The 18,464-nt window shown below is 63.3% G+C and carries 23 protein-coding genes and 1 pseudogene; 14 read left to right on the forward strand and 10 right to left on the reverse strand.

What is annotated here, in order from left to right; genetic code table 11:
- Positions 1-85 precede the first annotated feature (85 nt).
- From NKH04_RS03160 to NKH04_RS03175, 4 genes are all read left to right on the forward strand, one after another.
- A complete protein-coding gene (locus NKH04_RS03160; RefSeq protein WP_352540261.1) occupies positions 86-1,282 on the forward strand; it encodes a phosphoglycerate kinase in 1,197 nt (398 codons plus the stop codon).
- Between the two features lie 140 nt (positions 1,283-1,422).
- The gene (locus NKH04_RS03165; RefSeq protein WP_352831383.1) at positions 1,423-2,448 is read left to right on the forward strand and encodes a class I fructose-bisphosphate aldolase; all 1,026 of its coding nucleotides are present in this window, start codon (positions 1,423-1,425) and stop codon (positions 2,446-2,448) included.
- A 150-nt stretch (positions 2,449-2,598) separates the two neighbouring features.
- The gene (locus NKH04_RS03170) at positions 2,599-3,339 is read left to right on the forward strand and encodes a DUF899 domain-containing protein (RefSeq protein ID WP_352831385.1); all 741 of its coding nucleotides are present in this window, start codon (positions 2,599-2,601) and stop codon (positions 3,337-3,339) included.
- A gap of 82 nt (positions 3,340-3,421) precedes the next feature.
- Complete coding sequence (locus NKH04_RS03175) at positions 3,422-4,153, forward strand: SGNH/GDSL hydrolase family protein (RefSeq protein ID WP_352767667.1); 732 nt, start codon at positions 3,422-3,424, stop codon at positions 4,151-4,153.
- A 117-nt stretch (positions 4,154-4,270) separates the two neighbouring features.
- Here the strand turns inward: NKH04_RS03175 and NKH04_RS03180 are convergent, their stop codons facing one another.
- Positions 4,271-4,432 carry a hypothetical protein gene (locus tag NKH04_RS03180; protein ID WP_352540257.1) on the reverse strand — a complete coding sequence of 54 codons (162 nt, stop codon included), beginning with the start codon at positions 4,430-4,432 and terminating at the stop codon, positions 4,271-4,273.
- A 202-nt stretch (positions 4,433-4,634) separates the two neighbouring features.
- On the opposite strand from NKH04_RS03180, the gene NKH04_RS03185 reads away from it, so the two are divergent.
- The 3 genes from NKH04_RS03185 (at position 4,635) to NKH04_RS03195 (ending at position 6,089) form a co-directional block, all read left to right on the forward strand.
- Positions 4,635-4,802, forward strand: coding sequence for a hypothetical protein (locus NKH04_RS03185; RefSeq protein ID WP_023678489.1), 168 nt, complete (start codon positions 4,635-4,637; stop codon positions 4,800-4,802).
- Between the two features lie 141 nt (positions 4,803-4,943).
- Entirely contained in the window at positions 4,944-5,351 is a 408-nt protein-coding gene (locus tag NKH04_RS03190; RefSeq protein ID WP_352831387.1) for a hypothetical protein, read from the forward strand.
- 18 nt (positions 5,352-5,369) lie between these two features.
- Entirely contained in the window at positions 5,370-6,089 is a 720-nt protein-coding gene (locus NKH04_RS03195) for a helix-turn-helix transcriptional regulator (protein WP_023678491.1), read from the forward strand.
- 59 nt (positions 6,090-6,148) lie between these two features.
- Here the strand turns inward: NKH04_RS03195 and NKH04_RS03200 are convergent, their stop codons facing one another.
- The 3 genes from NKH04_RS03200 to NKH04_RS03210 form a co-directional block, all read right to left on the reverse strand.
- Positions 6,149-6,844, reverse strand: a complete 696-nt coding sequence (locus NKH04_RS03200) for a DUF1013 domain-containing protein (protein ID WP_023678492.1) — start codon at positions 6,842-6,844, stop codon at positions 6,149-6,151.
- 354 nt (positions 6,845-7,198) lie between these two features.
- Positions 7,199-7,339 carry a DUF1127 domain-containing protein gene (locus NKH04_RS03205; protein ID WP_023678493.1) on the reverse strand — a complete coding sequence of 47 codons (141 nt, stop codon included), beginning with the start codon at positions 7,337-7,339 and terminating at the stop codon, positions 7,199-7,201.
- 132 nt (positions 7,340-7,471) lie between these two features.
- A complete protein-coding gene (locus NKH04_RS03210; protein WP_352454845.1) occupies positions 7,472-8,482 on the reverse strand; it encodes an NAD(P)H-quinone oxidoreductase in 1,011 nt (336 codons plus the stop codon).
- A gap of 124 nt (positions 8,483-8,606) precedes the next feature.
- Here NKH04_RS03210 and NKH04_RS03215 point away from each other — a divergent pair, with 124 nt between their 5' ends.
- From NKH04_RS03215 to NKH04_RS03225, 3 genes are all read left to right on the forward strand, one after another.
- The gene (locus NKH04_RS03215) at positions 8,607-8,801 is read left to right on the forward strand and encodes a DUF1192 domain-containing protein (RefSeq protein WP_023678495.1); all 195 of its coding nucleotides are present in this window, start codon (positions 8,607-8,609) and stop codon (positions 8,799-8,801) included.
- Between the two features lie 96 nt (positions 8,802-8,897).
- Entirely contained in the window at positions 8,898-10,145 is a 1,248-nt protein-coding gene (locus tag NKH04_RS03220) for an MFS transporter (RefSeq protein ID WP_352683429.1), read from the forward strand.
- A 31-nt stretch (positions 10,146-10,176) separates the two neighbouring features.
- Positions 10,177-10,464, forward strand: coding sequence for an ArsR/SmtB family transcription factor (locus tag NKH04_RS03225; protein WP_023678497.1), 288 nt, complete (start codon positions 10,177-10,179; stop codon positions 10,462-10,464).
- 127 nt (positions 10,465-10,591) lie between these two features.
- Here NKH04_RS03225 and NKH04_RS03230 read toward each other — a convergent pair whose 3' ends face one another.
- Together NKH04_RS03230 and NKH04_RS03235 are read right to left on the reverse strand one after the other, a co-directional pair.
- Complete coding sequence (locus NKH04_RS03230) at positions 10,592-11,248, reverse strand: glutathione S-transferase family protein (RefSeq protein ID WP_352613487.1); 657 nt, start codon at positions 11,246-11,248, stop codon at positions 10,592-10,594.
- Positions 11,249-11,309: 61 nt separating this feature from the next.
- Positions 11,310-12,161 (reverse strand): alpha/beta fold hydrolase, encoded by an 852-nt coding sequence (locus NKH04_RS03235; RefSeq protein ID WP_352613489.1) that lies wholly within the window; start codon positions 12,159-12,161, stop codon positions 11,310-11,312.
- A gap of 97 nt (positions 12,162-12,258) precedes the next feature.
- Between NKH04_RS03235 and NKH04_RS03240 the strand changes: the two genes are divergently transcribed.
- From NKH04_RS03240 to NKH04_RS03250, 3 genes and pseudogenes are all read left to right on the forward strand, one after another.
- Positions 12,259-12,783, forward strand: a complete 525-nt coding sequence (locus NKH04_RS03240; RefSeq protein ID WP_353044017.1) for a winged helix-turn-helix transcriptional regulator — start codon at positions 12,259-12,261, stop codon at positions 12,781-12,783.
- Positions 12,784-12,858: 75 nt separating this feature from the next.
- Positions 12,859-13,089: a hypothetical protein gene (locus NKH04_RS03245; RefSeq protein WP_023678501.1), complete on the forward strand. Its 231-nt coding sequence runs from the start codon at positions 12,859-12,861 to the stop codon at positions 13,087-13,089.
- A 97-nt stretch (positions 13,090-13,186) separates the two neighbouring features.
- Positions 13,187-13,600 (forward strand): annotated as a pseudogene (locus tag NKH04_RS03250) (GlcG/HbpS family heme-binding protein).
- A gap of 10 nt (positions 13,601-13,610) precedes the next feature.
- Here the strand turns inward: NKH04_RS03250 and NKH04_RS03255 are convergent.
- From NKH04_RS03255 to NKH04_RS03265, 3 genes are all read right to left on the reverse strand, one after another.
- Positions 13,611-14,012, reverse strand: a complete 402-nt coding sequence (locus NKH04_RS03255) for a hypothetical protein (RefSeq protein WP_352500775.1) — start codon at positions 14,010-14,012, stop codon at positions 13,611-13,613.
- Positions 14,013-14,212: 200 nt separating this feature from the next.
- Complete coding sequence (rpmF, locus tag NKH04_RS03260) at positions 14,213-14,395, reverse strand: 50S ribosomal protein L32 (protein ID WP_006203806.1); 183 nt, start codon at positions 14,393-14,395, stop codon at positions 14,213-14,215.
- A 139-nt stretch (positions 14,396-14,534) separates the two neighbouring features.
- Complete coding sequence (locus NKH04_RS03265) at positions 14,535-15,293, reverse strand: biosynthetic peptidoglycan transglycosylase (protein ID WP_352817821.1); 759 nt, start codon at positions 15,291-15,293, stop codon at positions 14,535-14,537.
- Between the two features lie 79 nt (positions 15,294-15,372).
- Here NKH04_RS03265 and NKH04_RS03270 point away from each other — a divergent pair, with 79 nt between their 5' ends.
- Positions 15,373-16,290, forward strand: a complete 918-nt coding sequence (locus tag NKH04_RS03270) for a polyprenyl synthetase family protein (protein WP_352457948.1) — start codon at positions 15,373-15,375, stop codon at positions 16,288-16,290.
- A 169-nt stretch (positions 16,291-16,459) separates the two neighbouring features.
- Here NKH04_RS03270 and NKH04_RS03275 read toward each other — a convergent pair whose 3' ends face one another.
- Positions 16,460-18,349, reverse strand: coding sequence for a potassium/proton antiporter (locus NKH04_RS03275; RefSeq protein WP_352831389.1), 1,890 nt, complete (start codon positions 18,347-18,349; stop codon positions 16,460-16,462).
- Positions 18,350-18,464 lie beyond the last annotated feature (115 nt).

Below are 18,464 nucleotides of genomic sequence, written 5' to 3' on the forward strand. Positions count from 1 at the left end.
ATATTTTCGGTGAACCGTTAGGCAGGTCTTGCATCGTCGTCGATGCGGGGTAAGGTCCCCGCGATTTTTCGCGAAAGGGATCAGCATGGCCGGCTTCAAGACACTGGACGACATCGGCAATATCAGCGGCAAGCGTGTGCTGGTGCGTGTCGACCTCAACGTTCCCGTCGCCGAGGGCAAGGTCACCGACGCCACCCGCATCGAGCGCATTGCGCCGACCATTGCCGAGCTCTCCGGCAAGGGCGCCAAGGTCATCCTGCTTGCCCATTTCGGCCGGCCGAAGGATGGACCGGCGGCGGAATTCTCGCTCGAGCCGATCGCCAAGGCGACGGCGGAAGTGCTCGGCCGCCCGGTTGGCTTTGCCGCCGACTGCATCGGCGACAAGGCGGGAAATGCCATTGCTGCCATGAATAATGGCGACGTGCTGCTGCTCGAGAACACCCGCTTCCATAAGGGCGAGGAGCAGAACGATCCGGCCTTCACCGAAAAGCTCGCCGCCAACGGCGACATTTTCGTCAACGACGCCTTCTCTGCTGCGCACCGCGCCCACTCGTCGACGGAAGGGTTGGCGCATGTGCAGCCTTCCTTCGCCGGCCGCACCATGCAGGCCGAGCTCGACGCGTTGGAAAAGGGTCTTGGCAATCCCGTCCGTCCGGTTGTCGCCATCGTCGGCGGGGCCAAGGTCTCGACCAAGATCGACCTGTTGATGAACCTGGTGAAGAAGGTCGACGCGCTGGTCATCGGCGGCGGCATGGCCAACACGTTTCTCGCGGCACGCGGCACCGACGTCGGGAAATCCTTGTGCGAGCGTGATCTCGCGACCACCGCCAAGCAGATCATGATCGAGGCGGCCGAGGCCGGCTGCGCCATCATCCTGCCCGCCGACGGCGTTGTCGCCAGGGAGTTCAAGGCCGGCGCCGCCAGCGAGACCGTCGCCATAGCAGACGTGCCGGCCGACGGCATGATCCTCGACGTCGGCGCAAAGACCGTGAAAACCATTGCCGAATGGATCGACCGCGCCGCGACGCTGGTCTGGAACGGGCCGCTCGGCGCCTTCGAGATCGAGCCATTCGACCACGCAACGGTGGCGACGGCCAGGCACGCGGCAGCGCGCACCAGGGCCGGCAGACTGATCTCGGTCGCCGGCGGCGGCGATACGGTGGCGGCGCTCAACCATGCCGGCGTAGCCGACGACTTCACCTATGTCTCGACGGCTGGCGGCGCTTTCCTGGAGTGGATGGAAGGCAAGCCCTTGCCCGGCGTCGACATCTTGAAGCGCTGAGCGCGGCAGCAATAACAGCGCGAAAGAGGGCGCCCGCGACTTTCAATCGATTCGCGCCTACCCGGTGAAATTGTTCGACTTGAACCTGCGTTGCTCTGGTGGTCTGCTGGGCACGGATCAATTCTTTCAGGAGAAGCACGATGAGCGAACGTCTCGAGGACATTGCTGCCGCGATGGTGGCCAATGGCAAAGGCCTGCTGGCTGCCGACGAGAGCTCCGGCACCATCAAGAAGCGCTTCGACGTCATCGGTGTCGAGTCGACCGCCGACAGTCGCCGCGACTATCGCGAGATGATGTTCCGCGCCAGCGATGCAATGACCAAGTACATTTCCGGCGTCATCCTCTACGACGAGACCATTCACCAGAAGGCCGCCGACGGCACACCGCTGGTCGACATCATCAAGGCATCAGGCGCTATCCCCGGCATCAAGGTCGACGCCGGCGCCAAGCCGCTGGCCGGCTTTCCCGGCGACACCATCACCGAGGGCCTCGACGGCCTGCGCGAACGCCTTGCCGACTATTACAAGCTCGGCGCCCGCTTTGCCAAATGGCGCGCGGTGATCGACATCGATGTTGCCAAGGGCGTGCCTTCCGCCACGTCGATCGGCTCGAACGCCCATGCGCTCGCCCGTTACGCCGCGCTTTGCCAGGAGGCCGGCATCGTGCCGATCGTCGAGCCGGAGGTGCTGATGGACGGCGCCCACGACATCGACACCTGCTACGAGATCAGCAAGGCGACACTGACAAAGTTGTACACCGAGCTCTATGCGGCCCGCGTCGTGCTCGAAGGCACCATCCTGAAACCGAACATGGTCCTTGCCGGCAAGAAATCGGGCAAGGTCAGCAGCCCCGAGGAAGTCGCCGAAAAGACCATAAAACTGTTCCGCGAGACGGTGCCGGCCGCGATCGGAGGCATCGCCTTCCTGTCAGGCGGACAAACGGACGAGCAGGCGACCGCCAACCTCAATGCCATCAACGCTATCGGCCCGCATCCGTGGAAGCTGACCTTCTCCTACGGCCGCGCCTTGCAGGCCGCTCCGCAGAAGGCCTGGAGCGGCAAGCCGGCGAACGTCGCCGCCGCACAGGCCGCCTTCGCCCATCGCGCCCACATGAACCATCTGGCAGCGCTTGGACAATGGCAGCCGACGCTGGAGCAAGCCGCCTGACGGAATTCAGGTTGCGTTCCCTCCGACCCGGGCCATGTGCCCGGGTTTGTTTGAAAGCAGCAAGGTCTGCGATTTCCTGCAACTAAAAATGCAGCTCTGTGTCGGCATTCCTCGCTGCCGATCGTCCTCCGTGAAAAGAGGAGCAGACCTATGCCAAACAACAAGACCGTATCGCAGGAAAAATGGTTTCAGGCGCACAAGGCGCATCTGGCGCGCGAAAAGGAATTGACGCGCTTTCGCGACCGCGTCGCCGCCGAACGCCGCGAACTGCCGTGGCTGAAGATCCGCAAGGACTACGTCTTCGAGACCGAGCAGGGGCCAAAGAAACTGCCTGACCTGTTTGGCGGCAACAGCCAGCTGATCATCTACCATTTCATGTTCGGCCCCGGTGCCGACTATCGTTGCGAGGGCTGCTCGTTCCTTGCCGACCACATCGACGGTGCCAACCAGCATCTCAGGCACCACGACGTCTCGCTCGTGGTGGTTGCGCGGGCGCCGCTGGCCGAGCTTCTGCCCTACAAGCAGCGCATGGGCTGGAAATTCGACTGGGTGTCGTCGTACGCTTCGGACTTCAACTTCGACATGCAGGTGTCATTCACCGACAAGCAGATCGCGGCCGGCGACACGACCTACAATTTCGAGCGGCGCGCGCGGCAATCGAAGGATCTTCCCGGCACCAGCGTGTTCTATCGCGACGAGAAAGGCGACATCTTCCTGACTTTTATCTCGCGCTCCAGAGGCGGCGATCCGCTGATCGGCGCCTATCACTATCTCGACCTGACGCCGAAGGGTCGCAACGAAACCGGTCCCCACCATAGCCTGGTGGACTGGGTGCGGCTGCACGACGAATATGCGGATACGCCCGAGATGCAGGACAGCTGCTGCCATTGACGACGGGCGGTCACCCAAGGTCTTTCGCCTTCGGCCCGACATGCGCTAAGTGCTGTTCGCTATGCCCTAAAAGGGACTTGCCATGCGGCGCTTTCCGACCCTTCTCACCTGGCTCGCCTTTCCGGTTTATGTCTGGCAAGGACTTGGCGTGCGTCGCCGCACCGCCCGCATGCTGCCGGCACAAGGTCCGGTCATGCACGAGATATCTGGCCTGGCGCCAGCAATCTCGGTTCTGGTGCTTGGCGATTCCTCCGCCGCCTCGGTCGGCATCGGCAATTCCGAAAACGGATTGGCCGCGCAACTGGCAGTTCTGATTGCGCAACGCACCGGCCGCACCGTGCGCTGGCGGGCGGCCGGCTTCAACTCGGCAACCTCTGGCCAGATCCGCGATCATGTGCTGCCCAATCTATCGGCCGATCCGTGGACGCATATCGTGCTGGCCGTCGGTACCAACGACACCAAGAATTTTCATTCGGTACCGCGCTTCAAGCGCGAGTTTGGCGGCCTGCTCTACGCGCTGCGCGCCAAATGGCCGGAAGCGCGCGTGGTGTGGTCGCCGGTGCTGGAGTTCACCCGGGCTCCGGCAATGCCGCCATTGCTCGGCAAGATCCTCGAAATCCGCGCCGTCGAGGTGAACCGGATGGGCGAGCGCCTTTGCCTCGAACGCGGCGCCATACCGGCGCCCCGGCTGCCGATCACGGATGCCGATGCCGGCTTCGCATCGGATGGATTTCACGCTTCGGAAGCCGGCTACCGAGCCTGGGCGGAACATCTGGTCAGCCTGGTGCTCGCCAACGAACCGGGCGTCGCGTAGCGGGCCGCCCGCACTAAAGCGCGTCGCATTCGATTGGCCTCATCCGACGCGCTTCAGGTTCTTGTTTTTATGCATGTCGTTGTCGCAAAACCGCTGCACACTTTTGCGCGACATGCATTACGTCCAGTGCCCGAGCACCGCCGTAATCGAAATCGCCGCCATCGCCAGCAGCGCCAGCTTCCAGAAATCGCTGCGCCGCTTCAGCCCGGGCCAGCCGAGCGGCTTGATGAGCTGGATGACCATCATGAAGATGATGACGAGCGCGAGAAGTTTCGACATGCAGCCTTTGATCAGCATCGCGGCTGGCTGTCAAAGCGGCTCCGGGATCGCCGGCTTCCACTGCGGCAAGCCTCTTTTCAGCACTGCCTTGTCACTTCGATGGATAAATCGGAACGCCGGTCATGAGAGCCGCACCCTCCTGACAGACTGCTGTCAGCAGGGGTGTGCGATAGTGCCTGCATCGAAAGAGAGGAGACCAGCCATGAACGGTATTACCATTCTGCGTAGCGTGCAGCACTATGTCGGCAAGATCCGGACGATCCGCAATGAGATCCGCACCCAGCGATTCATGAACACCCTGCCTGCGGACATCCGCAAGGATATTGGTTGGCCGGACATGTATGGCGACCGCCGCAATGGCGGCAATTGAGGCAAGCTTTCTGCGTGGCGTTTGGATGCGACCTGGCGACGAGCTGAAATGGGCATGCTGAAGCCTCCTGACAGTATGGTGTCAGGAGGCTCGTGCCATAGTGCGATGGCCGCCGGAGCCGGATGGCCGAGAGGACGATCGATGAAAAGCTGGAACGACAGGCTGAACACGCCTGGCATCAACGGCATAACACCGTCGCCACGCACCATCGGCGACGTCATCGAAGGCCAGCCGATGCTGGTTCCTACAGCTCGCCAGGTCCATGCATTCATCCGCTCCATCCCCGAAGGCATGGACATGAATGTCCGCGCTTTGCGCACCGCTCTCGCCATCGAGCACGGTGCCGAGATGACATGTCCGGTCACCATCGGCTATCATCTGCGCACCGTCGCCGAGGCCGCCAACGAGGATCTTGAGGGTGGTATGGCGCTGGGCGACGTTGCGCCGTTCTGGCGGGTGGTCGGCGCAAACCCGCCGACAACGAGTAAACTGTCCTTCGGCGCGGCCTTCGTCGCCGCGCAGCGCAAGCGCGAAGGGCTGGAACGATAGACGCCGAGGGACCATACGATGCGCCGCGCCGACAGGCTCTTCCAGATCGTGCAGCATCTGCGTGGTGGTCGTCTGGTCACCGCCCAGAAGCTGGGCACGTGGCTCGAGGTTTCCGAGCGGACGATCTATCGCGACATCGCAGACCTGCAGTCGACCGGCGTGCCGATCGACGGCGAGGCCGGTGTCGGCTACATGATGAGGGAGGGTTTCGATCTTCCGCCGCTGATGTTCACGCGTGACGAGATCGTCGCGCTGGTCGCCGGCGCCCGCATGGTGCGCGCCTTTGGCGGCGCGGCCATGGCGCGAGCCGCCGACGAGGCGCTGGTCAAGATAGGCGCCGTGTTGCCCGACGCCGAAAAGGACCGCATCGCCCGTACCGAGATCCACACGCCGATGTGGGTGGTAAGCGATGCCGCCCGCGAAGCCATCGACCTGATCGAGCGGTCCATCGAGAAACGTCAGGTGCTGACCATCGACTATTCGGATGAGGCCGGCCGCAGCACCGCGCGCGACATCCGCCCGCTCGGCCTGTGGTTCTGGGGCAAGGTGTGGACCTTGGTCGCCTGGTGTGAGATGCGCGGCGATTTCCGCGCCTTCCGCATCGACCGCATCGCCTCGGTGGTCATCGCCGGCCGCACCTTCAAGCCGGAGCGCGGCAAGCAGCTCGCTGATTTCTATCGCGCGGTGGAGCGCAGCGAGGATTACGGCATGGCGCCGGACCGGGCGGCGCGAAGCTGACACGGAAGATCACAAAAAAAGCCCGCTTGAAAGCGGGCTTTTAGTTTTGGATGCCAGACCTATTCCTCTTCGTCGGCGTCCTTGTCCTTCGACTTCAGCGCCGAAAGCTTGGCGAAGACGGCGTTGGCGTCAAGTTCGCGGTCCTCGTCCTTCGGCTTTTCGGGCGCCGGCACCAGCCGTTCGGTCAAGGCGGCCGGCAGCAGCGTATCGCCGACCGGCTGCGCCTGCTCGCGGCCGCGCGAGGCGCGGTTGATTTCCATATCGAGGTCGATCTGCGACGTCAGGCCGAGCGTCACCGGATCCATCGGCTGGAGATTGGCGGAGTTCCAGTGCTTTCTGTCGCGGATCTGGTCGATCGTCGACTTCGTTGTGCCGACAAGGCGGGCAATCTGCGCATCCTTGAGCTCGGGATGGTTGCGCACCAGCCAGAGGATGGCGTTGGGCCGGTCCTGGCGCTTCGACAGCGGTGTGTAGCGCGGACCCTTGCGTTTGGATTCCGGCACCCGCACCTTGGGATCGGAGAGCTTCAGCCGGTGGTTGGCGTCCTTCTCGGCGCGCGCGATCTCGTCGCGAGTGAGCTGGCCGGTCATGATCGGGTCCATGCCCTTGATGCCTTGCGCCGACTCGCCGTCGGCGATCGCCTTGACCTCAAGCGGATGCAGTCCGCAGAACTGCGCGATCTGCTCGAAGGAAAGCGCTGTGTTGTCAACCAGCCAGACGGCGGTCGCCTTTGGCATCAGCAGCGTATTGGCCATTACAAAAATCCTTCTCGTTCGCCCGCGTTCCCGCGCGGGCGGTGGTTTAGAGCCACCAAAATGGGAAAATCGCGGTCTATATAACCGCTCGCTCGCCGTTTCGCAATGTTTTTGGCAGGCGCGCGTCAAGGACGGCACGGCAGCGCGACCAGCAGACCGCGAAGGGTCGGCAGATGACGCCATGCAGTCGAAACCTTCAAAAAGACAAAGCCCGCCAGACCAAGGTCGGGCGGGCTCGGAACCGGCGACGGAAATCCGTCTGCTGCGGCTCTGGCTTCTAAAGCTTGATCCCGAACCGCGGCTCGGCGTTGCCGAAAAGCGGCGCCCGGTCTTCGAGCGGGATCGTGCTCGAGATCAAAGCCCTTTGCGGGCGATTCTCTCGATGTCGCCGCGGTTGATGCCGAGGTCGTTGAGCTGACGAGCATTCAGCCGGTTCAGTTCGCGCACGGTTTCGTTGTACATGCGCCAGTTACGGAAAGCGCGGATCGGGTTCATGATAGTCCTCCATCGTTTTGATGCCGCGTAAATAGGCATCGGCGATGAAAAATTGAACAGACGCTTTTGCATGGCCGCAATGCGTTTGTTGCATTGCACCATTAAGCTTTCGTTCAGCCTGTTTGCGGGCCGTCAGGCGACATCGAGCACAATCTTGCCGATGTGCTCACCCTCCTCCATCCGCTCATGCGCCCGCCACGCTTCCTTGAGCGGGAAGATCGTATCCATCACCGGCGCAACCTTGCGCGTGCCGAGCAGCGGCCAAACCTGCGCCTCGAGCGCAGCCGCAACTGCCGCCTTGAACTCCACGGTGCGTGGCCTGAGCAGCGATCCTGTGTGCACGAGCCGCTTGGCCATGATCTTGAAGAAATCGGCGCTCGCCACTGCCCCGCCCTGCGTCGCGATCTGGACGATGCGGCCTTCCATGGCTGCAGCCTCATAGTTTCGCGCCACATAGTCGCCGCCGACCATGTCGAGGATGACATTGGCACCCTTGCCGCCGGTTGCCTCCTTGACTGCGGCGACGAAGTCCTCCTCGCGGTAGTTGATCGCCCGGTCGGCGCCGAGCTTGAGGCAGGCGTCGCATTTCTCCTTGCTGCCGGCGGTGGTGACGACATAGGCGCCGAAAGCAGCAGCAAGCTGGATCGCCGTGGTGCCGATACCCGACGAGCCGCCATGCACGAGCAGTGTCTCGCCGCTCTTCAGGCCGCCGCGCTCGAAGACATTGTGCCAAACAGTGAAGTAGTTTTCCGGCAGCGCCGCCGCTTCGGTGTAGGTAAAGCCGGCGGGCAGCGGCAGCACGCTGCCGGCGTGCACTCTGACATATTCGGCATAGCCGCCGCCCGCCGTCAGCGCACAGACCCGGTCGCCGACGCGCCAGCGCGATATCTCGTCACCAAGGGCAGCGACTTCGCCTGCTGCTTCCAGCCCCGGCAGATCCGACGCTCCCGGCGGTGGCGGATAGGCGCCCTTGCGCTGTTGCACGTCCGGCCGGTTGACGCCGGCGGCCCGCACCCGGATCAGGATCTCGCCGGGACCGGGAACCGGTACGTCGCGGGTTTCCGGTTTCAGCACCCGCGGCCCGCCCGGTTCCGATATGGCGATCGCCATCATCTTCGCCGGAATTTTCTGTGCGTTCGCCATGAATTTTCCCGTCGTGCTCCGCCGGTTTCTCGTGCCAGCTCTTGCCCGCCATTTGCATCCATACCCTTGCCCTATGTATGCTCATTGGCAAATCAGGCAAATGGGCAATCACGGAGGAGCGACGATGGCGATCTTCGACGACGAACCCAAGAAGAAAGCGCGCCCGCACGAGATCGGGCAGGATCTGTCGCTGCTTTCCGTCGATGAATTGTCCGAACGGATCGGCATCCTGCGCGACGAGATCGCCCGGCTGGAAGCCGAGCTCAAGACCAAGGGCTCGACTAAGTCGGCGGCAGAGGCGCTGTTTCGCCGCGGGTAGTTACTGCGGGTAATTCCAAAAGCTCGGGCACGCCGCCGAAAAGCCCGAATGCCGCTGTCTCCAGACTTGTGCCCAAAACCCCAGCCGGATTGAAAAATGTTCGCAAGCTACAGACCGATCCTCTCGCTGCTGCGCGGCACCGCGTTCCTGTTGGCGGCATCTGGACTGCACGGTCTGCTGTTGCCGCTGCGCGGCCAGGTGGAGGGCTTCTCGACGGCATCGCTCGGCCTGATGGGCACGGCTTGGGCCGGCGGCTTCGTCACCGGCTGCTTCTTTGCGCCACGCATCGTGCGCCGCGCCGGTCATGTCAGGGCTTTCGGCGCCTTTGCCGCATCGGGAGCGATCGTCGCACTGCTCACCGGCCTGATCATCGACGAATATACCTGGATCCTGCTGCGCGCCTTCACCGGCTTCACCATGGCCGGCGCCTTCATGGTCATCGAAAGCTGGCTCAACGAGAAGGCCACCAACGAAAACCGCGGCACCGTCTTCGGCCTCTACATGATGGTCACCTATGCCTCGATCATGGGCGGTCAGATGATCGTTGCCGGCGGCGATGTGAGATCGGCGTCGCTGTTCATGATCACCGGCATTCTGTTCTGCCTGTCGCTGATCCCGACAGCGGTCTCGACGGCGTCTCACCCCAAGCCGCTGCAGGACGTGTCGCTTGACGTCAAGGGGCTCTACGTCAATTCGCCGGTGTCGGCGATCGCTTGCGTGCTGATCGGCATCGCCAACGGCGCCTGGGGTACACTTGGTGCCGTCTATGGAGCGCGCATCGGCATCTCGACAGCCGAGATCGCGCTGATGATGAGCCTCGTGGTCATCGCCGGCGCTGCCATGCAGCTTCCGGCCGGGCGGCTCTCCGACACGACGGACCGTCGTTTCGTGCTGGCGGGCGCGGCCTGCGGCGCTGCGCTGTTTGCCATCGCCATCTTCCTGTTCGAACCGCGCTCCGGCGTCTTCGTCATCGTCTGCACCGCCGCCTACGGCGCCTTCGCCTACACGCTCTATTCGATCGCGGTGGCGCATGCCAATGACCATGCGCGATCGGAGGACTTCGTCAAAGTGTCGGGCGGCCTGCTGCTGCTTTATGGCTTCGGCACGATGATCGGTCCGCTGGTGGCCGCCGGCCTGATGGGCTGGATGCGCCCTGAGGGGCTGTTCCTGGCCACTGCGCTCGCGCATCTCAGCCTGGCTGGCTATACGCTGCTGCGCATCAGCCGTCGCGCGCCGGTGCCGATCGAAGGCCGCGATGCCTTCAAGACCCAGCCCGCCGATCGCTCGGTGACGCCGGAAGCGTTGCGGCTCGACCCGCGCAGAAAAGCTGAAGCCGACAGTTGAGATTCGAGGCGCTTTGCCCCACAAATAAGGCATGATGCTTTCCGACGCCTTCATGGCGATTGCCGATCCCAACCGGCGCCATCTCTTGGAAGAGCTCCGGCGCGGACCGAAGACCGTCAACGAATTGGCATCCGGCTTGCCGGTGTCCCGCCCGGCCGTTTCGCAGCACCTGAAGGTGCTGCTTGATGCGGGGTTGGTCAACGCCAAGCCGGAAGGCACCAGGCGCGTCTATACGGTCAGCAATGCCGGCTTCCTGAAGCTCAACATCTGGCTTGACCAGTTCTGGGATGCGGAGCAGCTCGGTTCACCCGGAAGCTGAGAGGCATCGTCAGCGCGTCGAGCAACTATGCAGCATCGGGCCTAGAGTATCCGTGTTGGTCAAGGGAGAGATGGTGTCCAGGTCCGATTGTCCCTGAGTAGTGCGTTTGCGAGGATGATGAACCACTCTAGCCATTGTTGTAGGGGAAGAGCTTGAAATACGGCTGCGCTTCCTCGATCACACGGGCAACCGAGGGGCGTTGCAGCAACCGGTCGTGATAGCGCCTGACCGCAGGATATTCGTCTCCGAACGGCTCGACCTTGTTGGCGTAGAACAGCGCGGGGGCGGCAGCGCAGTCGGCCATGGTGAAGCTCGCACCCACCGCCCATGTCGTCGACTGCATGTCCTGTTCAATGATGGCGTAGGAGCTGCGCAGCTGGGCGCGGGCCTGCTCGACGCCGAACGGATCGGTCTTGCCCTCCGGCCGCAGCCGGTCACCAACGATCTTCTGCATCGGTTCCTGGACATAGAAGTCATAGAAGCGGTCGGCAAGCCGGGTCTGGCGAGCGAGATCGAGATCGGCGGGGATCAGTTCGACCGGCCCAGGATAATACGCGTTGAGATATTCGATGACGATCGTCGATTCCGGCACGGTCCGGTCCAGCGCTTCATCGCGCAGCACCGGCATCTTGCCGAGCGGCCACAATTTCAGAAACGCCGCGCGCGACTGTTCATTGCCGAGATCGACAACGACCGATGTGAATGGCGTGCCGTTCTCATAGAGCGCGATCAGCGGTTTCCAGCAGAAGGAGGCCAGCGGATGAAGATGCATCGTCAGGGACATTTTTGCTCCTATCTTTGGTGCTTCGTCTCGCGGGCATCCGGTGTCAAGGTTCGGCCCGCTGCTACGTGGCCCGGCTGTGGGCGACGATCGCATCGATGATCGCGGCCCAATCGTCGGGATGCAGCTCGTGGCCGCCGCCCTCGATCCGGACCAGTCTTGCACCGGCGACCGCGTCGGCAAGAGCGGCGCCATGCTCGGCTGGAAAGATCGGATCGTCGGTGCCGTGGACAACGAGGAGCGGAATCTTCATCTCGTGCAGCCGCCCCGTCCAGTCCTCGCCGCTCCGATCTTCGCCGCCCTTGAGCATGAAGTGATTGGTCGCGCTGAGAAAGCCGCCGGACCGGTCGTAGTCCTGTTCCACGAACGCTCTCGTCCGCGCCTCATCGAACGGATGCGCGGTGCCGGCGAGCGCACGCGCGTTTTTGACCATGAAATCGACCGCTTGGCCACGGTCAGACCAGTCGACCTTCGCGCCTTCGGCCGAATGTTTCCTATAGGCCTCGGTGGTTCCGGGCAAATGCGACGTATCGATGCCCAAGGGCGAGCTGCTGATCACCGTCAGCGAAGTGACACGCGACGGGTATTTCAACGCAACGAGCTGCGCGATCATGCCGCCCATCGACATGCCGACCACGTGCGCCTTTCGGATTCCCTGGTCGTCAAGGACGCGGACGGCATCGTCCACCATGTCGTCGAATGTATAAGGCGGCTCGCCCGGCGCGTATTTGGTCGAACGGCCGGTATCGCGATTGTCATAGCGGATCACGAAGCGACCCTCGCCGGCCAGCTTCCGGCAAAACGCTTCGGGCCACCAAAGCATGGAAGCCATCGCGCCCATGATCAACAACACCGCCGGATGGGCCGGATCGCCGAACGTCTGGGATGCGATTTCGGGGTGTTCGGCGTTTTTCATGGCTTTCCTCCTTGGGCTTCCAATCCGATTGCATTTTGCAATCAGTTGCACGATATTAAAACCGATACGATAATGCAACCGGTTTTTGGAGATTCGCATGAACATCGATCGTCGGTCCGGATGCCCCATCAACCTGTCGCTCGAAGTGTTCGGTGACCGGTGGAGCCTGATCATCCTTCGCGACATCATCTTCGGCGGCAGACGCCACTTTCGCGAACTGCTCAACGGCTCGATGGAGGGCATCGCCTCCAACATCCTCGCCGACCGGCTGAAGCGGCTGATGGAGCTCGGCATGCTGACCAAGGCGGACGATCCCTCCCACAAGCAAAAGGCGATCTACAGCCTGACCGAAATGGCGATTACGCTGGTGCCGATCCTGGCGCATCTCGGCGCCTGGGGCCGCGTCTGGCTGCCGGTCAGCGAAGATCTCTCTATCCGTGCCGAGCTTCTGGAAAAAGGCGGCCCGCCGATGTGGGATAAGTTCATGAACGAGTTGCGCCACGAGCATCTGGGTGCGTCTCCCGCCCCATCTGGACCCACCGTCCGCGCGACTTTGCAGGCCGGATACGATGCGGTAGTCGCCCGCAAGGCGGAGCGAGTTGGCTGCGATCCGGCGCCATGACCAACTTATTTTCCCAATTGCGGGCTGGCTCTGCTATCAAGGGACTGAAGATAATTTACGGATTGGATAACGCTCTTGGTCGAGAACTCTAAGGACACTGCCCGTGCGCGGGCCGATTTGCGTTTCAAGAAACAGGAAGAGGCAGCCACGGTTCGCCAGAAGGCGATGGCGGAATATGTCGCCGAGAGCGACGCTCGCCAAGCCAAGACCAACAAGCTGCGGGCGCTGCGCCTCGCCAAGGAAGCGGAAGACCTGGCCAATGCGCCTCCGGCCCCGGTGAAGAAGCCTCGCGCCAAGAAGAAATAGGCCGGCGCTCCCAGAATCCATGCTTCCTTCCGCACGCGAAACAGTTCACTCGGAGTCTGTTCTGACGGCTGATAACTGGCGCGTTCAGGAGACGGCCATGACCGCACTGACGCTCGACAAAGCCCTTGAAATCAACGCCGCCGCCTTTGCCAAGGGTGCCTAGCTCAAGCTCAGGCGCTTGGCGTCTCGGTGCTCGACGCCGGCGCCCATCTGGTCGCGTTCCAGCGTCAGGACGGCGCCTCGTTCCTGCGTCCGCAAATGTCGGCCGGCAAGGCCTATGGCGCGCTCGCTATCGGCATGGGCCCGCGCCGGGTGGAAGCTTTCGCCAAGGAGCGCCCGCATCTGATCGCCGACATCTCCGACGTGTCGGGCGCGCGCGCGGCGTGCTGATCCGCGACAACGCCGGCACGATCATCGGCGCCATCGGTATTTCCGGCGACACGTTCGACAATGATGAAACGGCAGCCATCGCCGGCTCGAGGCGGCTGGCTTCACCGCTGACCCGGGCTGAGCCGGGATCCTTAATTCATATTGATGTCGCGGGTGGCCGACCGCATCGACACCGAAAAGCCGGCCAGCACGTCGATCAGCGCTATGACCATCAGTGTGAAGAAGACGGAATGGGCGGCGCCCTTCACCAGCAGGAACTCGACCAGATAGGCCACAAAGACGAAGGTCGACAAAAGATGGTCCATGATCGAGGCACTTGTCGTGCGCGTCGACTTCACCACTTCGACGAACAAGAAGATCAGTGCGATCAGCACGATGAGGTCGCCGAGGGTCATCGAGAACACGCCACCCGACATCATCCGGACCGAAAACATTTCGGTGGCCCACGGATCGTCGCCGCTGCCGAATATTCCCAGAAGCCCAAGATTGTAGAGGATGAAAGGCACGATCAGCAGCGGGATGGCACCGAACATGTGGCGGCTCCGGTTGGACTGATCTTTGTAGAGTGCGCCCGGCGTTCGCCGTCAAGAATTTTCGTGCGGCCGATAAACACGGACAAAGACGGCGTGAAACAACAATGTCAGGCCCGGCTGATACGATCAGTTGTCGCAAACGCAAAAAGACCGGCCAATGGCCGGTCGCTTCGCAACCCAATAAACCGTCGAAAGCTCTATCAGCTTTCCTTCGGCTCCAGAACCTGGCGACCGCGATACATGCCGGTCTTCAGGTCGATATGGTGCGGACGGCGCATCTCGCCGGAGTTCTTGTCCTCGACATAGGTCGGGGCCTTCAGTGCGTCGGCAGAACGGCGCATGCCGCGCTTCGACGGAGAGGTTTTTCGTTTCGGAACGGCCATGGATATGCTCCACTACATGGTCAAAACGCCCCGGCGGCCCTCGTGAAAGGGCCACATCAGGGGCCGGAATCTGAGAAAGTCGGGTGCCTATACACGCCCGACGGCGTTTTGGCCAGCGTCGCCGTGTTTTTTTTTGACACTATCGCAGGCAACCGACATAGGCGCCGGCGCGGCCGGCGCGCCGTTCGATCAACGCGGCAAGCCGCCTCAGTCCCGGCCCGGGCTTCGCCGGATTGCGCACGATCGGATTCGGCAAGGTGACGGCAAGCAGCGCTGCCTGCCGGCGCGACAGCTGTTTAGCCGAGACGCCGAAATGATGCTGGGCGGCGGCCTCGATGCCGTAGATGCCCGGTCCCCATTCGGCGATGTTGAGGTAGATCTCCATGATCCGCCGTTTCGACAGCACCGCATCGAAATAGACGGCCAGCGGCAGTTCGACGACCTTACGGACCGAGCCCAACGGCCGCGACCATAGATAAAGATTCTTTACCGTCTGCATGGTGATGGTCGAGGCGCCACGTGTCATCTCGCCGGCGAGCGCATCGTCGACGACGCCGCGCAACTCGCCCAGATCGACGCCGCGATGGAAACAGAACTGCCCGTCCTCCGACATGATTATCGAATATGCCAGCACCGGCGCGACATCGTCGATGGAAACCCAGCGCCGATCGTAGCCGGAAAACGTCGCCAGGTCCTTCAGCATCAATGTCGACACCGGATGCACGAATGACGGCAGATACAGGAAGGTCAGCACCACCGGCACCAACGCCAGCACGACGGCGACGGCAATGCCGCGCCGGACCCAGCGTTGAAGACCGATGCGGCTGCCGCGTCTCGGTCTCGCCATGTCCAACCCTTCGGTTTCGTGATCGACGATCGGTTCCGCCAAGCCACCCAGTCCGCGCTACTCCCTGCCCCCGGCATAATGGCGCTTGGCTTCTTGCGCAATGTCTGAGTGTCGGCTACCGCTCCCGACCATGACGAAAGACGACCAAATGGCGTTCGAAGCTGCACTTATTGCCCGGGCAGTTCCGCTCGAGGCGCTGCTGAGGCGGTTGCTCGACGGACGGACGCTTTCGGGCGAGGTCGCGCGGCCCGAACGCCTGATGGCGGCAATGCGACATGGCGTGCTGAACGGCGGCAAACGACTGCGTCCCTTCCTGGTCATGGAAAGTGCTGCACTGTTTTCAGCCGACGGCGAGGCGGCGCTGCGCGTCGCGGCGGCGCTCGAATGCGTGCACTGCTATTCGCTCATCCATGACGATCTGCCGGCCATGGACGACGACGATTTGCGCCGCGGCCAGCCGACCGTGCACAGGGCTTTCGATGAGGCGACCGCCATTCTTGCGGGCGACGCCTTGCTGACACTTGCCTTCGACATCCTTGCCGACGAGGCGACAATGCTGCCGGCCGAGCGCAGGGCAACGCTGGTGCTGGCACTGGCCCGCGCCGCCGGGGCGGGAAGCATGGTCGGCGGCCAGATGCTCGATCTCGAAGCCGAACAAAGCCGGCCGGACGAGGCCGGCATCATCCGGCTTCAGGCGATGAAAACCGGTGCGCTGATCCGCTTTGCCTGCGAAGCGGGCGCTATCCTTGCCGGCGCGCCGTCGGGCGACCGCGAAAGGCTGGCCGAGTTCGGCTCGGCGATCGGGCTTGCCTTTCAGCTTGCCGACGATCTGCTCGACCTGACCGCCGACGCGCATCAGATGGGCAAGGCGACCGGCAAGGATGCCGCGGCCGGCAAGGCGACGCTGGTCGCGCTGCACGGACCGGACTGGGCGCGGGGCCAGCTCCATGGCCTCGTTGACCAGGCTCATGCGTTGCTCGAACCTTTTGGCGAGCAAGCTGCGCTTCTGAAACAAGCGGCGCAGTTCGTAGCGGCCCGCAACAATTAAGCGCGCCCCTATGGCGCGCCGGAGAATTGGCGACTGATCGGCCGAACGTCCTCGCAACCGGCCGATCGGGATCATTTCCGGCGATGTCGGACCACATGGACCCGCCACACCAGTTGCCGAGCCATTCTTCAGCCTCGCGGCAGGGTTCCGCGGCTCGGGTGGACAGCGGTCAGCCTTCGCCAGTTGTCTTTTCCACCACGGGCTGCGGAACCGGTTCCATCTCGGCCGCCGCCTCGACCGCCCGCGCCTCGGCCGGCTTGCGCCGGTTGCGGATGAAGGCGGCGATGCGGTCGCGGATTTCGCCGGCGCTGAGAAACACCGGAACGCGCGCCACCGGCGCGGTCGGCTCAAAGGACAGGCCAAGGCCGGTGATCCTGCCCTTGTCGTCGACGTCGCGGACGATCAGCTCGATCGGACCGAGCAGCACGCGGTCGGCGTATTCGGCGTGGCCGCCGAGCCGGGTAGTGACCAGGTCGCCAATGCTGAGCTTGCGTTCCGCTTCGGTCAGGCCCGGCGCGTAGGCGGTCTCCAGTTCCTCGGCGGGGCGTGACGGATCGACGGCGAAGGCGCCGAAGAAATCAGCGTCCTCGGGATCGACCACGGCACGGCTAGCGAACAGCTTGTCGAGCAGGCGCGGATAGCGGTCCGGCACGAAGATGTAGACATGGTCGCCGGCGGTCAGCCTGCCCATGTCCTGGAAGCGCATCGAGCGTCCGTCGCGCAGCACCAGCGAGGGCCGCGCCCAGCGCGGAATGCGCTCGCCGCGCGCCACCGGGCTGCCGGGCGCCACGCGGTAGGCAAGCAGCTCGTGATGGGCGGAACCCGGCAGTTCGAGTTCGACCTTGTCCAGCGGCCCGAGGCGGGCCGGCACGATCAGGCCGAGGCGGCGCGCCAGCGGGCCGACGGTCCATCCCTGCACGACCAGCGAGACCAGCACGACGATGAAGGCGATGTTGAAGATGAAGCGGCCGTTCTCCAGGCCGCCGAGCATCGGGGTGATGGCGAGCAGGATCGACACGGCGCCGCGCAGGCCGACCCAGGAGATGAAGGCGATCTCGGGGCGCGGCAGGCGAAACGGGATCAGGCAGAGCCAGACGGCGATCGGCCGCGCGACGAAGATCAGGAACAGGCCGAGCAGCACCGCCGGCACCAGGAGCGCCGGAAATTGTGACGGCGTGGCGAACAGGCCGAGGATCAGGAACATGATGATCTGCGCCAGCCACGACATGCCGTCCTGAAAGCGCTTGAGGATGGTGACGGCGCGGATGTCGGAATTGCCGGCAACCAGGCCGGCGAGATAGACCGCCAGGAAGCCGGAGCCGCCAATGGCGCCGGCGGCGGCGAACACCATCAGCGACAAGGTCAGCACGAAGATCGGCAGCAGGCCGTGATCGAGATTGAGCCGGTCGACGAGGCGCACGATGGCGAGGCCGCCGAGCACGCCGACAACGGCGCCAAGCCCCATACTGATGAGGAAGCCGAGGAAAAGGTCGGTAACCAGCATCTTGGCTTCAGGGTTGGCGTGAGCCGCGATGATCTCGACCAGGGTGATGGTCAGGAAGATGGCGATCGGATCATTGGTGCCGGACTCCACTTCGAGCGTGGAGCGCACACGCTCGCGCAGATTGATCTCGCCGGCGCGCAGCAGGAAGAAGACCGCTGCCGCGTCGGTCGAGGCGACGGCAGCACCCAGCAGGAAGGATTCCAGCCAGGTGAGATCGAGAAAATAGTGGGCGGCGGCACCGAACAGGCCGGTGGTCAGCAACACGCCGAAGGTTGCCAGCGACAGCGCCGGTGCTGCCGCCTGCCGCAAGGCGTTGAGCGGCGTGCCGAAACCGGAATCGAACAGGATGACGGCCAGCGCCAATGAGCCGGCAAAATAAGCCAGCCGCGCATTGTCGAACTCGATGCCGAGGCCGTCGGTTCCGGTGGCGAGGCCGATGCACAAAAACAGCAGCAGGAGAGGGGCGCCGAAGCGGAAGGCGATCAGGCTCGAAAACGCGGCGGCAACGACGAGCGCGGTGCCGACCAGCGTTACGAGATAGATCGCATGCTCCATCCGAATTTGCCCCTCACATTCGTGTCCCTCTCGAATTGCGGGAGAGTGAGGCGAAGACGTGACCAGTGCAAGGCGGGAGGGTGGCTTTTTGGTCTATGCCGCTGATTTTCGCAGG

The organism is Mesorhizobium sp. M1365 (genome assembly GCF_040317865.1).
In the GTDB taxonomy this organism is placed as follows: Bacteria; Pseudomonadota; Alphaproteobacteria; order Rhizobiales; family Rhizobiaceae; genus Mesorhizobium.

Coding starts and splice junctions, on each gene's coding strand:
- NKH04_RS03185 (WP_023678489.1), top strand. CDS start 4,635: ATGAACGGTATTACCATTCTGCGTAGCGTGCAGCACTATGTCGGCAAG.
- NKH04_RS03170 (WP_352831385.1), top strand. CDS start 2,599: ATGCCAAACAACAAGACCGTATCGCAGGAAAAATGGTTTCAGGCGCAC.
- NKH04_RS03215 (WP_023678495.1), top strand. CDS start 8,607: ATGGCGATCTTCGACGACGAACCCAAGAAGAAAGCGCGCCCGCACGAG.
- NKH04_RS03175 (WP_352767667.1), top strand. CDS start 3,422: ATGCGGCGCTTTCCGACCCTTCTCACCTGGCTCGCCTTTCCGGTTTAT.
- NKH04_RS03205 (WP_023678493.1), bottom strand. CDS start 7,339: ATGAACCCGATCCGCGCTTTCCGTAACTGGCGCATGTACAACGAAACC.
- NKH04_RS03200 (WP_023678492.1), bottom strand. CDS start 6,844: ATGGCCAATACGCTGCTGATGCCAAAGGCGACCGCCGTCTGGCTGGTT.
- NKH04_RS03165 (WP_352831383.1), top strand. CDS start 1,423: ATGAGCGAACGTCTCGAGGACATTGCTGCCGCGATGGTGGCCAATGGC.
- NKH04_RS03160 (WP_352540261.1), top strand. CDS start 86: ATGGCCGGCTTCAAGACACTGGACGACATCGGCAATATCAGCGGCAAG.
- NKH04_RS03210 (WP_352454845.1), bottom strand. CDS start 8,482: ATGGCGAACGCACAGAAAATTCCGGCGAAGATGATGGCGATCGCCATA.
- NKH04_RS03255 (WP_352500775.1), bottom strand. CDS start 14,012: ATGTTCGGTGCCATCCCGCTGCTGATCGTGCCTTTCATCCTCTACAAT.
- rpmF (WP_006203806.1), bottom strand. CDS start 14,395: ATGGCCGTTCCGAAACGAAAAACCTCTCCGTCGAAGCGCGGCATGCGC.
- NKH04_RS03180 (WP_352540257.1), bottom strand. CDS start 4,432: ATGTCGAAACTTCTCGCGCTCGTCATCATCTTCATGATGGTCATCCAG.
- NKH04_RS03270 (WP_352457948.1), top strand. CDS start 15,373: ATGACGAAAGACGACCAAATGGCGTTCGAAGCTGCACTTATTGCCCGG.
- NKH04_RS03275 (WP_352831389.1), bottom strand. CDS start 18,349: ATGGAGCATGCGATCTATCTCGTAACGCTGGTCGGCACCGCGCTCGTC.
- NKH04_RS03220 (WP_352683429.1), top strand. CDS start 8,898: ATGTTCGCAAGCTACAGACCGATCCTCTCGCTGCTGCGCGGCACCGCG.
- NKH04_RS03235 (WP_352613489.1), bottom strand. CDS start 12,161: ATGAAAAACGCCGAACACCCCGAAATCGCATCCCAGACGTTCGGCGAT.
- NKH04_RS03240 (WP_353044017.1), top strand. CDS start 12,259: ATGAACATCGATCGTCGGTCCGGATGCCCCATCAACCTGTCGCTCGAA.
- NKH04_RS03195 (WP_023678491.1), top strand. CDS start 5,370: ATGCGCCGCGCCGACAGGCTCTTCCAGATCGTGCAGCATCTGCGTGGT.
- NKH04_RS03225 (WP_023678497.1), top strand. CDS start 10,177: ATGATGCTTTCCGACGCCTTCATGGCGATTGCCGATCCCAACCGGCGC.
- NKH04_RS03190 (WP_352831387.1), top strand. CDS start 4,944: ATGAAAAGCTGGAACGACAGGCTGAACACGCCTGGCATCAACGGCATA.
- NKH04_RS03230 (WP_352613487.1), bottom strand. CDS start 11,248: ATGTCCCTGACGATGCATCTTCATCCGCTGGCCTCCTTCTGCTGGAAA.